We start from the raw sequence: 14,131 nt of genomic DNA on the forward strand, positions 1-14,131 counted from the left end.
TCACGCAAGAGGCAATAGTGGATCACCGGACGATCGTCTCATTTTTTACCTGTCAACTGGTCTGGGTGAACCGTTACAAACGAACGTATATGTGACAGGTACGACATGCTGATAGGCTACATGCGGGTATCGAAGGCGGACGGCTCCCAGGCTACCGATTTGCAGCGCGACGCGCTGATTGCCGCCGGGGTCGATCCAGTACATCTTTACGAGGACCAGGCATCCGGCATGCGCGAGGATCGGCCCGGCTTGACGAGCTGCCTGAAGGCGTTGCGAACTGGCGACACACTGGTCGTGTGGAAACTGGATCGGCTCGGACGCGACCTGCGACATCTCATCAACACCGTGCACGACCTGACTGGGCGCGGCATCGGCTTGAAGGTATTAACCGGGCACGGCGCGGCCATCGACACCACGACCGCCGCCGGCAAGCTGGTCTTTGGCATCTTCGCCGCCCTGGCCGAGTTCGAGCGCGAGTTGATCGCGGAGCGCACGATTGCCGGCCTAGCCTCGGCCCGCGCGCGCGGGCGGAAAGGCGGCCGGCCGTTCAAGATGACCGCCGCCAAGCTGCGGCTGGCGATGGCGGCAATGGGTCAGCCAGAGACCAAGGTCGGCGACCTGTGCCAGGAACTTGGCGTCACGCGGCAGACCCTGTATCGGCATGTTTCACCCAAGGGTGAGCTACGTCCAGATGGCGAGAAGCTACTCAGCCGAATTTGATGCCGGCATGAGGCAACGTAGCGACAGCGTGGTTTGTCTCAATGGGAAGCGCTCATGATCGACCTCTGAAGGCCCGCAGCAGCCGCGTCACAGACAGGACAAACAAGCCGGTCAGCGTGAGGGCTGCAATACCCCAGTGCTCGCCGATGAACGCGCCGGCCGTCGTGCCGGCCAGCACAATGGCGAGAATCGGCAAATGACAGGGACAGGTGAGCACCGCCAGCGCACCCCACAGGTAGCCGGTGAACGGCTTGTGTGTCTCGGTCGGCAAGCGCTCGGGGCTGTTCATGGCAGACTCTCCGCTTGCTGGGCCGGCGCGGTCGGCATCGCGGCCAACTGCACTTCCAGATCGGCCAACGCTTCGCGTCGGCGTTCGACGAACTGACTCAGCACGGCAAGCTGTGCGGCTGTTTCATCGCAGTCCGCCGCATCCAGCGCCCGGCACAACCGCGCCAATGCGTCCAGGCCGATGCCCGCCTCAAAAGCGGCCCGCACAAAGCACAGCCGCTGCAAGGCGGCGTCATCGAACAAGCCGTAGCCGCCCGTGGTGCAGGCGACTGGCCGCAGCAATCCGCGCAGCAGGTAGTCGCGCACGATATGCACGCTCACCCCGGCCTCAAGGGCCAGTCGGGACACTGTGTAGGCGTTCATCGAACACCTCCTTTTCCTTATCCGGCGCAGCAGGACAGTTGCTTCACGTCCTTGCTGAAGGTCTGCGCCGCGAGCTTCAAGCCCTCGACCATCGTTAGGTAGGGGAACAACTGGTCGGCTAGTTCCTGCACCGTCATGCGGTTGCGAATGGCGAGAACAGCCGTCTGGATCAGTTCGCCCGCTTCCGGGGCCACCACCTGTACGCCAATCAGCCGTCCGCTGCCTTCCTCGATGACCAGCTTGATGAAGCCGCGGGTATCGAAGTTGGCGAGCGCACGCGGCACGTTGTCGAGCGTCAGCGTGCGGCTGTCGGTTTCGATGCCATCGTGGTGCGCTTCCGCCTCGCTGTAGCCCACGGTCGCCACTTGCGGGTCGGTGAACACCACGGCCGGCATCGCGGTCAGATTGATGGCGGCGTCGCCGCCGGTCATGTTAATGGCCGCACGAGTGCCGGCCGCTGCCGCCACATAGACGAACTGCGGCTGGTCGGTGCAGTCGCCGGCCGCGTAGATGTTCGGGCTACTGGTGCGCATGCCCTTGTCGATGACGATGGCCCCCTGCGCATTGACGGCTACCCCCGCCGCTTCCAATGCCAGGCTGCGCGTGTTCGGTGTCCGGCCGGTGGCGACCAGCAGCTTGTCGGCGCGCACTTCGCCCTGTCCAGTGGTCAGCACGAATTCGCCGTCCACATGGGCGACTTGGCTGGCTTGCGTATGTTCCAGTACCTTGATTCCTTCGGCACGGAAGGCGGCTGTGACGGCCTCGCCGATGGCAGGGTCTTCGCGGAAGAACAGCGTGCTGCGCGCAAGGATCGTGACCTGGCTACCCAGCCGGGCGAAGGCTTGCGCCAGTTCCAGCGCCACCACCGACGAGCCGATGACGGCCAGGCGTTCGGGAATGGTGTCGCTGACCAAGGCCTCGGTCGAAGTCCAGTAGGGTGACTCTTTCAGGCCCGGAATCGGCGGCATGGCCGGACTGGCACCCGTGGCGACCAGGCAGCGGTCGAACATCACGACGCGCTCACCACCCTCGTTCAAACTAACGATAAGGCTCTGGTCGTCCTTGAAACGCGCTTCACCGTGCAGAACGGTGATGGCTGAATTGCCGTCCAGGATGCCTTCGTACTTGGCATGACGGAGTTCTTCGACACGGGCCTGCTGCTGGGCCAGCAGCCGCTCGCGCAAGATCGTCGGCGGTGTGGGTGGCATGCCGCCGTCGAATGGGCTTTCCCGGCGCAGATGGGCGATGTGGGCGGCGCGGATCATGATCTTGGACGGCACACAACCGACGTTGACGCAGGTGCCGCCGATGGTGCCGCGCTCAATCAGCGTGACCTGCGCGCCTTGCTCGACGGCCTTCAGTGCTGCCGCCATCGCGGCTCCACCGCTGCCGATCACGGCGACTTGCAACGGGCGCTCGCCGCCGCTGCCCTTGTCGGCGGCACCCATCCAGCCGCGCACCTTGTCGAACAGCCCAGTGCGGTTGTCGGTCGGCGGGGCATCGGCGAGCATCGCTTTGTAGCCCAGGCCAGCCACGGCGGCGGTCAGTGCGTCCGGCGCTGTGCCTGGATCAAGGGCGAGCTGGGCCGCGCCCTTGGCATAGGACACTATGGCAGATTGGACGCCGGGTACTTTTTCCAGCGCTTCCTTGACGTGCGCCGCGCACGAGTCGCAGGTCATGCCGGTGATTTTTAGATGGGTCATGCGACAGATCCTTTTTCGTTTGTGGTAGCAGACAAGGGCGTCAGATGTGCTGCGCTGCCGTTTTCAGTGCCTCACTTCTTGACGCTGGACGGATAGCCTGCGTCTTCGGTGGCCTTGGTCAGCTTCTGCACGCTGGTCTTGGCATCATCGAAGGTGACAACCGCTTCGCGTGTCTCGAAGGTCACGTTAACTTTGCTGACGCCTTCGACCTTGGAAATCGCCTTCTTGACGGTGATCGGACAAGCGGAGCAGGTCATGCCCGGTACGGACAGCGTGACGGTCTGGGTGGCGGCCCACACGGGGGCAACAACGGCAGCGATGGCGAGAGAGGCAAACAGTTTTTTCATGATGAACTCCTGTGATTAATAGAAAAATGGCATGACGTAGGGAAATCCGAGCGCGACCAGAACCAGCGCGGCCACGACCCAGAAAATGAGCTTGTAAGTAGCGCGCACTTGGGGAATCGCACACACATCCCCTGGTTTGCAGGCTTGCGCCGGTCGGTAGATGCGCCGCCAGGCGAAAAACAGCGCCACCAACGCCGCGCCGATGAAGATCGGGCGATAAGGTTCCAACACCGTCAAGTTGCCGATCCAAGCGCCGCTGAACCCCAGGGCGATCAGAACCAGCGGCCCCAGGCAGCAAGCCGAGGCGAGGATGGCGGCTAGCCCGCCAGTGAAGAGCGCCCCGCGCCCGTTTTGAGGTTCAGACATACGCTTGTCCTTTCAAATCTGGATTGGATAGCTTAAGCTTACTTCCGTACCAATGTACGGAGTCAAGCGATATGGAAAAAAATTTGGAGAATCTGACTATTGGCGTTTTCGCCAAGGCGGCCGGGGTCAACGTGGAAACAATCCGGTTCTATCAGCGCAAGGGCTTGTTGCCGGAGCCGGACAAGCCCTATGGCAGCATCCGCCGCTATGGCGAGGCGGATGTGACGCGGGTGCGCTTCGTGAAATCAGCCCAGCGGCTCGGATTCAGCCTCGACGAGATCGCAGAGCTGCTGAGGCTGGATGACGGCACCCACTGCGAGGAAGCCAGCAGCCTGGCCGAGCACAAGCTTCAGGACGTGCGCGAAAAAATGACCGACCTGGCGCGCATGGAAACCGTGCTATCCGAACTTGTGTTCGCCTGCCATGCGCGGCAAGGGAACGTTTCTTGCCCGCTGATTGCTTCGCTGCAAGGGGAGAAAGAGCCGCGTGGTGCCGACGCGGTGTAGCCGAGGGTAGTTACGCCTTAGCGTGCTTTATTTTCCGTTTTCTGAGACGACCCCTATTTGTCCACCCTGTGGATGAATAGCTTTTTTTTTGGGAGGACACTGTGATGCTAGCTTTTGTTTTCACCTAAATCCTGTTTGCTGCATAAAAAATTTCAAGAGCTAAACAGGAGTAAATAAAAATGAGTTTAATTATTAAAGCGAGAAACATACGCTTGGATTATGCTGGGCGTGATGTTTTGGATATTGATGAATTGGAAATTCACTCTTATGACCGTATTGGTCTTGTGGGTGATAACGGAGCAGGAAAGAGTAGTTTACTCAAAGTACTTAATGGCGAAATTGTTTTAGCCGAAGCGACATTACAGCGTTTTGGTGATTTTGCACATATCAGCCAACTGGGCGGAATCGAAATAGAAACGGTCGAAGACCGGGCAATGTTATCTCGCCTTGGTGTTTCCAATGTACAAAACGACACAATGAGTGGCGGAGAGGAAACTCGTGCAAAAATTGCTGCCGCATTTTCCCAACAAGTACATGGCATTCTAGCGGATGAACCAACCAGCCACCTTGATCTCAATGGAATAGATCTACTTATTGGTCAACTTAAAGCATTTGATGGAGCATTACTTGTTATCAGTCATGACCGATATTTTCTTGATATGGTTGTAGACAAGATATGGGAGTTAAAAGACGGTAAAATTACGGAATATTGGGGTGGTTACTCGGATTACTTGCGTCAAAAAGAAGAAGAGCGACAACACCAAGCCGTAGAATATGAGCTGATGATGAAGGAACGGGAGCGATTAGAATCTGCTGTGCAAGAAAAACGCCAGCAAGCTAATCGATTAGACAATAAGAAAAAAGGAGAAAAATCCAAAAACTCTACCGAAAGTGCTGGACGACTTGGGCATGCAAAAATGACTGGCACCAAGCAAAGAAAACTGTATCAGGCAGCTAAGAGTATGGAAAAGCGTTTGGCTGCATTAGAAGATATTCAAGCACCAGAGCATTTGCGTTCTATTCGTTTTCGTCAAAGTTCAGCCCTAGAACTGCACAATAAGTTCCCGATTACGGCAGATGGTCTGAGCTTAAAATTTGGTAGCCGTACTATCTTTGATGACGCTAACTTTATAATACCGCTTGGCGCTAAAGTCGCTATAACTGGATCGAATGGAACAGGGAAAACGTCCTTGTTAAAAATGATATCAGAACGTGCTGATGGATTAACCATATCTCCAAAAGCTGAAATTGGCTACTTTACACAAACAGGATATAAATTTAACACGCATAAATCTGTGCTCTCCTTTATGCAGGAAGAGTGCGAGTACACAGTTGCGGAAATTCGTGCAGTATTGGCTTCAATGGGGATCGGAGCGAATGATATTCAAAAAAACTTATCCGACTTATCGGGAGGTGAAATCATCAAACTGCTTTTATCCAAAATGCTTTTAGGAAAATATAATATTTTGCTTATGGATGAACCAGGAAACTATCTTGACCTAAAAAGTATTGCCGCATTAGAAACAATGATGAAGTCCTATGCAGGAACTATTATCTTCGTATCTCATGACAAGCAATTGGTCGATAATATTGCTGACATTATCTACGAGATCAAAGACCACAAAATCATCAAGACTTTTGAGAGAGATTGTTAATGATAGCCAATCTAATCCGAACATTAATTATTGAACTCTTTAAAGGAAATTAAAAATGACAATTCAAGATATTCAATCACTTGCTGAAGCACACGGCTTGTTGCTTACGGACAAAATGAATTTCAATGAAATGGGCATTGATTTTAAGGTCGTTTTTGCTCTTGATACAAAGGGGCAACAATGGTTGCTGCGTATTCCTCGTCGTGATGGCATGAGGGAACAAATCAAGAAAGAAAAACGCATTTTAGAATTGGTAAAAAAACATCTTTCTGTAGAGGTTCCTGATTGGAGAATTTCATCTACAGAATTAGTGGCTTATCCCATACTTAAAGATAATCCTGTTTTAAATTTGGATGCTGAAACCTATGAAATAATTTGGAATATGGACAAAGATAGCCCGAAATACATAACATCTTTGGCAAAAACCTTATTTGAAATCCATAGTATTCCTGAAAAAGAAGTTCGGGAAAATGATTTGAAAATTATGAAACCTTCAGATTTAAGACCTGAAATAGCAAACAATTTGCAGTTAGTAAAATCTGAAATTGGTATAAGTGAGCAATTGGAAACCCGCTACAGAAAATGGTTGGATAATGATGTTCTATGGGCAGATTTCACCCAATTTATACATGGCGATTTATATGCTGGGCATGTACTAGCTTCAAAGGATGGAGCTGTTTCAGGCGTTATTGATTGGTCAACAGCCCATATAGATGACCCAGCGATTGATTTTGCTGGGCATGTAACTTTGTTTGGAGAAGAAAGCCTCAAAACTCTAATCATCGAGTATGAAAAACTAGGGGGTAAAGTTTGGAATAAACTATATGAACAGACTTTAGAAAGAGCAGCGGCCTCTCCTTTGATGTATGGTTTATTTGCCTTAGAAACTCAAAATGAAAGCCTTATCGTTGGAGCAAAAGCTCAGTTGGGAGTTATATAATTTAAAAATATGATTGCTGAGAACTGCCTTGTTTTGAAACTTGGTTGGCTTTAATTAGTTTTTAGTATTCTTTATAGAAAATGCCTCGATCAAGGGGCATTTCTAACAATCATTTAACATAAAATTTCTTATGTGAAGTAACCTGAATGCAGCGGTGCCCCATTGGGGGCGCGTTGAGATAAGCCTCTTTTAGATAACTTTAGCAACTCGATAGACAGTTGCAACTCCACAATTCACTGCTTTGGCAATTTCTTCCTTAGTCATATTGCCAACTACTAGCAATTCTTTTATTCGTTTATGTTTAGCCTCATTTGCCTTCTTGCCTGTTGGTTTGTAACCCGAACGTGCCAGGCCCTGCTTAATACGTTCTATACGTTTCTCATTGTCTAGGCGGGCCATTGTTGCCAGAAGATCAATCAACATATTGTTGATGAGTTCCAAGATTGAATGAGTAATGCTGTCACTGGTTTGAATCATTTGGTAGGTAGTAGGAAGATCTGCTACGACTAAACGAAGTCCCTTCTCCTGGATCCTGCGCTTCAGCTCTTGAAAATCTCGTTGGGTTAGGCGTGATAAGCGGTCAATACTTTCAACTAACAATGTGTCACCTTGATTTGCTTCTGACAGTAGCTTATTCAATTCAGGTCGGTCTAACTTCGTACCACTATAGTTTTCCACGTACACAATGGTTTCACCCAAATTCAAGTTTTGGTTTAGATCCTGAAGAATCTGCAAAGCCCTTTCTGCATCTTGATCTTTAGTTGAAGCTCGTAGATAAATACGTGTATTCATTTCTATCATTTAATCTTAATTCTATTAGATTAATGATAATACTATCATTTAATTATTGCATTAAGTCTAATGATAGATATTGTATGCGATTTGGCTCGCTATCATTCAGGTATAGTCTTTTGATAAAAAAAGCATGACTAAAAGCCATGCCTTGGGAATTCGTATAACGCCCATTATGTTAATTTTAGTTTTCCTTAATACGACAAAAATATCTACTTCATTTCACGAGAATTTCTTTTGCTAAAAGTTCTTCTTTCGTTACACCGAAATATCTTATTTCTAATTTAGGCCTGCCTAACATCTTTAAAAGATTGTTTTCATCATTTATATTTTTTATAGCTTTGCTTACACAATCAATTACGTCATTAGTTTTAGAAATAGCTTCTTTTTCAGATACTTGATCGCTTACTTTTCGAGATATTAAGTCATCAAAATATATCCTATATTCTTCACAAACTAGATAAAAATAAGGGTCTAATCTATCTAAATCATATTCAGATTCAAAGGGTTTACGATCTAATAAATCTTTTTCAGGATAAATAATCAATTGTCCTGCATCGAACCAAAACTCCACAGAAAAATTATCAAACTCAATTCCATTTAAATCATTACTAAAATTTTGAAAATACTGTAATAAAAGATTTTCTATATCCTCTAAAAACTCTTTATTCTTAATATCAAATATTAAAGATTCATTAGAAATAGCTTTGATACAATCTTCTTGAATATCTAACCCCTTTAAAGTCATTTTTACTCCATTTAAATTTTTAGGTTTTGGTGCATTAAGAATTTTGATTAACTTAACATAATGGGTATTAAGTGTAGTGTGTTTGTCTATCAATAAGAGATTTATCTAATTTAATTCAAGCCCCCGGCGCAGGTGGTAACCTGACAAGCCACAAAAACGCCCGCAAACCCTTGTCAGGGGATGTAAGCCGGAACCCCAGAAATTTCCGTCACCCTAGTTGGGTGGGCTCAACACTCGTGTCACCAGCTACCTTCTGGAGAATCGAGCTCGGCCATCCCTCCCTGGACGGGCATCGCTCGACGATGTTCAACGGCTCCCTCACGGGGCCGTCGTTTTGTGGGGGCTATTCCATCCACAAGTCGTCGAGGTTCTTGAAGTTCCAGAGCGTCGGGTCTTCGGGGCCAGTGATACTGTCCTTGCAACTCGTGGCCGCCAGGTCGATGGTCTGCATCGGGATCGGCTCTCTCGAGCGTAGCGAGAAGAACACGCGAACCTTGGGAGTCAGCAGTGATTCCATTCCCGGCTCAACGACAACGGCCAGACGCTGAGAGGACAGGCGAACCAAGGAGCCGACGGGGTAGATGCCCACGGCCTTGACGAAGGCGTGGAAGATGCGTTTGTCGAAATGGCCCTCCCACTTGGCCATCTGCCGCATCGCCGCGGACGGGTCCCACGGCTTTTTGTAGGCTCGCTCCGACGTCACGGCATCATAGACGTCGCAGATTGCGCCCATGCGGGCCAGGAGTGAAATGGCGTCACCGGCCAAGCGATCCGGGTAGCCGGTTCCGTCGATCTTCTCGTGATGGTGCAGGGCAATGTCCACCACCCCGGGCTCGGCCCCGCCTGCGCGCAGCATCTTTGCGCCCTCCACAGGGTGGCGCTTCATGATGGCGAACTCGGCATCGGTGAGCTTGCCTGGTTTGTTAAGCACTTCCAGCGGCATCGCGGCCTTGCCTAGGTCGTGCATCAGTCCGCCGATGCCAGCCAGGCGCGTTTGCTCCTCGTCTAGATCGAGATGCCGGGCCAGCGATAGCATCAGGGCGCAGACGGCAACCGAGTGCAGGTAGGTGTAATCGTCGTGCGTTTTGATGCGTGCGACGCTGATGAGGGCATGAGGTTGGCGCAGCACCGAGGCAGCGATTTCTCCGACCAGCGGCAACGTCGTGCTTGGGTCGACGGCCTTGCCAAGCCGGGCTTCCTGGAACATGTCCATGACTTGGGACTTGGCCGCAAGACAGAGTTTCCGTGCATAACACATTTCGCTCTCCATTGAGGTTGCGCCGTCACTTTTCTTGCTTAGTGGACTAGACGGCAGAGATTGCTCCTCCGACAATTCTCTGGGCTCTGGGCTCTGGGCTCTGGGCTCTGGGCTCTGGGCTCTCTGGGCTCTCTGGGCTCTCTGGGTCGACTTGGCTTTTGGCCAAGTCGACCCAGACCTCCCCGACGCCACATTCTCGAATGGCAGAGAGATCCTGAGGCTCGGTCAGCAGGAAGCTGCCGCGCCAGAATGGGTGTCGAAACCAAGAGCCGGCGAGCTTGTGGATGTACATGCCGAGACGAAGCTCGGATACGGGAATGCGTTTTACCAACTTATTTTCCTTTCTGAGTTGGGTGGTTAGGCGTGCGCCGAGGCTGGCACCCAGCGGTAGAGCGGAGGTAAGGTCACGCCAAGATTCTTGGATCAGCCGGAACCGCCGAAATTTCCGTCAGCCGATCAACATGGCTTTGTCTCGCGCTCGGTCGATGCGTTCCTGCATCGCCTGCATGACTTCTTCGTGGGTGTACGACTTGGCGTTGGGGTCGTCGGCCTCTCGGAGAGCTTCCTCGACCTCGCGGGTCATCCGCGCATATTCTTCCGGCCACAGCGCTTGCTCCATGCGCAGCGACGCCTGCCCAAGCAGGTGCAGCAGGCCGAACAGCCGCATGTCATTGGTGGCGACGACGTGCTCTCGAATCCGCTCCTGGATCACCTCGCAGGCCCGATGCGCCTCTGGCGTCGCCGTGCCCTCGTAGCCGGCTGGGAGTTCTGCTTCTTCAGCGATTCGCGCCCAAGCGATAGCCAGCGCCTCGATGGTGGACAGGTTCATTTGCTCATCCACTTGCGCAGCAGACGCTTTTTCAGGGAGGCGCGCTCTTGCGGATTGCGTCCCTTGTGGTTGGCAATGCGATCCGCCGTGGCGGCCTGGCGCTTGATGGGCCAGTAGGAGCGGCCATCCTTACCCATCGACCAGACGTTGCTGACCTGGTTTTCCAGTAGAGGCAGATGGGCGCATAGAGCTTCCGGCGACGCGCTGGCCAGCGCGGTGCGCTCGTGGGTTCGCCAGCGCTGATGCCAGAGTTTCTTGTCCTCGCGCTCGCTACGGCAGGTCGTGTGCCCAACGATGGGCGTTTTGCGGCGGCTGCGGCTCATGATGTGGTTGTCTCCAAGAACATTCAGGACAGGCTTTCTGGGTAGAGCGCCGTCAACCGGGACAGGGTTTCTTGCACTTGTTCCAGCGAGGTCATCAGATGATCAACCTGATCCTGAAGATCCACGGCGAGATCAAATAGCTCAGCCACTCGGCTGCGTGATCCCTCGTTGAACGCGGCCATTGCCAGTTGATGCAGCTTCAACAGGTCGGTGCGCAGTTGCGGAGGTGCGCCGTCTGCGCTGTCATTCAAATCGCCGCGCAGCACGTCCACGGCATCGACTGCACGCAGCAGTGCCGTGGTATCGAAATTCTCGGGAGTCAGTTCGTCCCATTCGTCGTCGGTGATGCGGGCTGCCATCAGGAGAGCTCCGATTAAGCGGTTGCGAGCGTTAGATGCCCGATCGGCTCGGCTGCTGGCCGTACCTTGATTTCGATGTCGTAGCCGAGGCGATTCAGACAATCCATCAGCTTGCGTTCGGATAGATTGGTGAAGTCGCCGCGCATCATGCCCGACACCTTCGGTTGCGGGATGCCCATGCGTTTGGCCGCCGCTTGTTGAGTCAGCCCAAGGGCGCGCATGGCCCTCCTGATCTCGACCACCAGGCCGGTCTTGATCTTGAGCTTTTCAGCGTCAGGCAGTCCAAGGTCGGCAAAGACGTTGCCCGAGCTGCGCTGAACCTCGACGCCTTCAATGATTCGTTTTTGCATTTCATAGCTCCTGTGCCAATACCTCGGCCACCTTCAGCCGAGCGCGGATGATGTCCATGTCGGCCTTTGGCGTGGCGATTCCGCTCTTGCTCTTCTTCTGGAAGCAGTGCAGGACGAACACCGCTTCCGCAAACTTGACCGTGTATACCGCTCGATAGGTGCCGCCGGCATCGTCTTCGACGACCTTCAGCACGCCGGCACCACCGAACCCCTTGAGCTCCTTTGCTGCGTCATCCTGATCGCCTATCTGCGCCAACGAGAGCGCGTAACCGAAACGGCGACGCACGTCGGACGGCAACGCCATCAAATCCTTGTGGCTGCTCGCGATCCATTCGAGCGGTTTTTCTTTGTTTGTCATGACGGAATTTTATACCTGTTCAGGTAATGATGTAAACGCGGCAACCTCAAGGAGGTGTCGTAAAACATTTGTTTTGCGACAGGCTGTCAGCCGCCGCTGTGCTACCTGTGCAACACCCCCTCAAAAATGTACGGAAAACTCTATCGCTATTCACTATTATGCGGAAACCTGTTTTTGATGGTTATCCGCCTATGTTGGTTGGCTACATGCGCGTGTCGTCGGACTCCGACCGCCAGAGCACGGACTTGCAGCGCGACGCGCTGCTCGCCGCCGGCGTCGATCCGCGTCACCTGTTTGAGGATCGTGCCTCTGGCGCGAAGGATGACCGTGCCGGCTTGGCGCGGGCGCTTGAGTTCGTTCGAGCCGGCGATGTGCTGGTGGTGTGGAAACTCGACCGGCTCGGTCGCTCGCTGTCGCACCTGCTCGCCATTGTGACTTCGCTCAAGGACAAGCGGGTGGCGTTCCGCTCGCTGACAGAGAACCTGGACACTACGACGCCCTCGGGCGAATTCCTGTTCCAGGTGTTCGGTGCGCTCGCGCAGTACGAGCGCGCCTTGATTCAGGAGCGCGTCGTCGCGGGCTTGGCCGCCGCACGCAAACGCGGCCGGATCGGCGGCCGGCCGCAGGCGATCACTGGTGAGAAGCTGGACGCCATCGTCGCCGCGCTCGATGGCGGCATGTCTAAGGCGGCGGTGTGCCGCAACTTCAATGTCAAGCGCACTACGTTGATCGAAACATTGACGCGAGCAGGTTGGCGTGGTGCGGGAAGGACGGTCGATGAGCAACAAGAATAAGCTACTCACCGTCTTTTCTGACGCAGAGCAGGAAGCCTTGTACGGCCTACCGGACTTCGACGATGCTCAGCGGCTGGAATACCTGGCGTTGACCGAATCTGAACTGGCGTTCGCCAGCAGCCGGCCTAGCCTGCAGGCCCAAGTCTATTGCGTCTTGCAGATCGGCTACTTCAAGGCCAAGCATGCTTTCTTCCGCTTCGATTGGCATGAGGTCGAGGACGATTGCGCCTTCGTGCTGAGTCGCTATTTCCACGGCGAAGCGTTCGAACGCAAGGCGATCACCAAGCATGAGCACTACAGCCAGAGGGGTCAGATCGCCGAACTGTTCGGCTACCGGTCGTGGGCGGCTAGCTTCCTGCCGCAACTGGCACAGCAGGCTGAACAGATCGTGCGGCGCGACGTAATGCCAGGATTCGTGGCCGCCGAACTGATCGTTTGGCTCAGCGAGCACAAAATCATCCGGCCCGGCCACACCACCTTACAAGAGCTGGTCAGTGAAGCCCTGTCCACCGAACGCAGGCGCTTGGGCGGCTTGCTGGCAGAAGTGTTGGACGAATCGGCCAAAGCTGCGCTGGGCCAGCTCCTGGTGCGTGACGACACCCTGTCTCAACTGGCAGCGCTCAAGCAGGACGCTAAAGATTTTGGCTGGCGTCAGATGGCAGGGGAGCGCGAGAAGCGCGCCACGCTGAAGTCCTTGCACGGGATCGCCAAGGCGCTGCTGCCCAAGCTCGGCATCTCGCAGCAGAACCTGCTGTACTACGCGAGCCTGGCGAACTTCTATACCGTCCATGACCTGCGCCACCTGAAGGCGGAGCAGACCCGGCTCTACCTGCTGTGCTATGCCTGGGTACGTTACCGGCAGCTCACCGACAACCTGGTCGACGCGATGGCCTTCCACATGAAAAAACTTGAGGACGAGAGCCGCACGGGTGCGAAACAGTCCTTTGTCGCCGAACAGCTGCGACGCCATCAGGAAACGCCGCAGGTTGGCCGCCTGCTGTCGCTGTACGTGGACGACAGCGTGGCCGATCCGACGCCGTTCGGCGAGGTGCGCCAACGCGCCTACAAAATCATGTCCAGGGAATTGCTGCAAAACACGGCGCAGCGCATGAGCGTCAAGCCACTGAACAAACTGGCGCTGCACTGGCAGGCGGTGGACGGCCTGGCCGAACGCATTCGACGCCATCTACGGCCGCTGTACGTCGCGCTCGACTTCGCCGGCACGGCCCCCGATAACCCATGGCTCGCGGCGCTGACTTGGGCCAAGAGCGTGTTCGCCAAGCAGCAGCGCCTATCACAACGGCCACTCGACGAATGTCCGGCGGCAACGCTGCCGAAACGCTTGCGTCCGTACCTGGGGTTCTAGGGATTTTCCGTCCAAAAACGACAAAGTGCTCTGGAGGCCCCGCCGTCTGTGGCCTCCAGAGGGGTA

Annotated in this window: 19 protein-coding genes and 1 pseudogene; 6 read left to right on the forward strand and 14 right to left on the reverse strand. The window is 54.0% G+C overall.

The annotated features are described in order from the left end of the window. Window positions 1–105: 105 nt before the first annotated feature. Window positions 106–720: a recombinase family protein gene (locus tag PG888_RS21130; RefSeq protein ID WP_000904941.1), complete on the forward strand. Its 615-nt coding sequence runs from the start codon at window positions 106–108 to the stop codon at window positions 718–720. A gap of 52 nt (window positions 721–772) precedes the next feature. Here PG888_RS21130 and merE read toward each other — a convergent pair whose 3' ends face one another. The 5 genes from merE to PG888_RS21155 all read right to left on the reverse strand — a co-directional run bounded on the left by merE (window position 773) and on the right by PG888_RS21155 (window position 3,787). Then, complete coding sequence (merE, locus tag PG888_RS21135) at window positions 773–1,009, reverse strand: broad-spectrum mercury transporter MerE (protein WP_003090697.1); 237 nt, start codon at window positions 1,007–1,009, stop codon at window positions 773–775. After that, window positions 1,006–1,371, reverse strand: coding sequence for a mercury resistance co-regulator MerD (merD, locus tag PG888_RS21140; protein ID WP_003090698.1), 366 nt, complete (start codon window positions 1,369–1,371; stop codon window positions 1,006–1,008). Before merD ends, merE begins: the two co-directional genes overlap by 4 nt. Before the next feature lie 17 nt (window positions 1,372–1,388). Continuing rightward, window positions 1,389–3,074, reverse strand: coding sequence for a mercury(II) reductase (gene merA / locus PG888_RS21145; protein WP_003090700.1), 1,686 nt, complete (start codon window positions 3,072–3,074; stop codon window positions 1,389–1,391). Window positions 3,075–3,145: 71 nt separating this feature from the next. Then, on the reverse strand, window positions 3,146–3,421 hold the full coding sequence (merP, locus tag PG888_RS21150) for a mercury resistance system periplasmic binding protein MerP (RefSeq protein WP_000732290.1): 276 nt from the start codon (window positions 3,419–3,421) through the stop codon (window positions 3,146–3,148). Between the two features lie 15 nt (window positions 3,422–3,436). Then, a complete protein-coding gene (locus tag PG888_RS21155) occupies window positions 3,437–3,787 on the reverse strand; it encodes a mercuric transport protein MerT (RefSeq protein ID WP_001294666.1) in 351 nt (116 codons plus the stop codon). Window positions 3,788–3,858: 71 nt separating this feature from the next. Here PG888_RS21155 and PG888_RS21160 point away from each other — a divergent pair, with 71 nt between their 5' ends. The 3 genes from PG888_RS21160 to PG888_RS21170 all read left to right on the forward strand — a co-directional run bounded on the left by PG888_RS21160 (window position 3,859) and on the right by PG888_RS21170 (window position 6,888). Beyond that, complete coding sequence (locus PG888_RS21160) at window positions 3,859–4,293, forward strand: mercury resistance transcriptional regulator MerR (protein WP_000414383.1); 435 nt, start codon at window positions 3,859–3,861, stop codon at window positions 4,291–4,293. A 179-nt stretch (window positions 4,294–4,472) separates the two neighbouring features. Beyond that, window positions 4,473–5,948 (forward strand): ABC-F type ribosomal protection protein Msr(E), encoded by a 1,476-nt coding sequence (gene msr(E), locus PG888_RS21165; RefSeq protein ID WP_000052512.1) that lies wholly within the window; start codon window positions 4,473–4,475, stop codon window positions 5,946–5,948. 55 nt (window positions 5,949–6,003) lie between these two features. Continuing rightward, a complete protein-coding gene (locus PG888_RS21170) occupies window positions 6,004–6,888 on the forward strand; it encodes an Mph(E) family macrolide 2'-phosphotransferase (RefSeq protein WP_000155092.1) in 885 nt (294 codons plus the stop codon). A gap of 189 nt (window positions 6,889–7,077) precedes the next feature. Here PG888_RS21170 and PG888_RS21175 read toward each other — a convergent pair whose 3' ends face one another. The 9 genes from PG888_RS21175 to PG888_RS21210 form a co-directional block, all read right to left on the reverse strand. Next, on the reverse strand, window positions 7,078–7,680 hold the full coding sequence (locus tag PG888_RS21175; RefSeq protein ID WP_012308657.1) for a recombinase family protein: 603 nt from the start codon (window positions 7,678–7,680) through the stop codon (window positions 7,078–7,080). A 217-nt stretch (window positions 7,681–7,897) separates the two neighbouring features. After that, window positions 7,898–8,428, reverse strand: a complete 531-nt coding sequence (locus PG888_RS21180) for a hypothetical protein (RefSeq protein ID WP_000172759.1) — start codon at window positions 8,426–8,428, stop codon at window positions 7,898–7,900. Window positions 8,429–8,771: 343 nt separating this feature from the next. Then, window positions 8,772–9,641 carry an HD-GYP domain-containing protein gene (locus PG888_RS21185; protein WP_223198360.1) on the reverse strand — a complete coding sequence of 290 codons (870 nt, stop codon included), beginning with the start codon at window positions 9,639–9,641 and terminating at the stop codon, window positions 8,772–8,774. A 91-nt stretch (window positions 9,642–9,732) separates the two neighbouring features. Continuing rightward, a complete protein-coding gene (locus PG888_RS23245; RefSeq protein ID WP_130627582.1) occupies window positions 9,733–10,017 on the reverse strand; it encodes a DUF3391 domain-containing protein in 285 nt (94 codons plus the stop codon). Between the two features lie 117 nt (window positions 10,018–10,134). Then, complete coding sequence (locus PG888_RS21190; protein WP_001054412.1) at window positions 10,135–10,515, reverse strand: hypothetical protein; 381 nt, start codon at window positions 10,513–10,515, stop codon at window positions 10,135–10,137. After that, the gene (locus PG888_RS21195; protein ID WP_000091614.1) at window positions 10,512–10,838 is read right to left on the reverse strand and encodes a hypothetical protein; all 327 of its coding nucleotides are present in this window, start codon (window positions 10,836–10,838) and stop codon (window positions 10,512–10,514) included. The genes PG888_RS21190 and PG888_RS21195 overlap by 4 nt, the downstream gene beginning before the upstream one ends. A 23-nt stretch (window positions 10,839–10,861) precedes the next feature. Further along, a complete protein-coding gene (locus PG888_RS21200) occupies window positions 10,862–11,197 on the reverse strand; it encodes a hypothetical protein (protein ID WP_000741275.1) in 336 nt (111 codons plus the stop codon). Between the two features lie 14 nt (window positions 11,198–11,211). Next, window positions 11,212–11,547 carry a helix-turn-helix domain-containing protein gene (locus PG888_RS21205; protein WP_001172026.1) on the reverse strand — a complete coding sequence of 112 codons (336 nt, stop codon included), beginning with the start codon at window positions 11,545–11,547 and terminating at the stop codon, window positions 11,212–11,214. Between the two features lies 1 nt (window position 11,548). Continuing rightward, the gene (locus PG888_RS21210) at window positions 11,549–11,905 is read right to left on the reverse strand and encodes a type II toxin-antitoxin system RelE/ParE family toxin (protein WP_000182276.1); all 357 of its coding nucleotides are present in this window, start codon (window positions 11,903–11,905) and stop codon (window positions 11,549–11,551) included. 191 nt (window positions 11,906–12,096) lie between these two features. Between PG888_RS21210 and PG888_RS21215 the strand changes: the two genes are divergently transcribed. Beyond that, window positions 12,097–12,699 carry a recombinase family protein gene (locus PG888_RS21215; protein ID WP_010465829.1) on the forward strand — a complete coding sequence of 201 codons (603 nt, stop codon included), beginning with the start codon at window positions 12,097–12,099 and terminating at the stop codon, window positions 12,697–12,699. Beyond that, window positions 12,683–14,056 (forward strand): annotated as a pseudogene (locus PG888_RS21220) (DUF4158 domain-containing protein); the annotation flags it as partial. The gene PG888_RS21215 and the pseudogene PG888_RS21220, both read left to right, overlap by 17 nt. Between the last annotated feature and the right edge of the window lie 75 nt (window positions 14,057–14,131).

This window comes from Aeromonas sp. QDB23 (assembly GCF_027707745.1).
GTDB lineage: Bacteria > Pseudomonadota > Gammaproteobacteria > Enterobacterales > Aeromonadaceae > Aeromonas > Aeromonas allosaccharophila.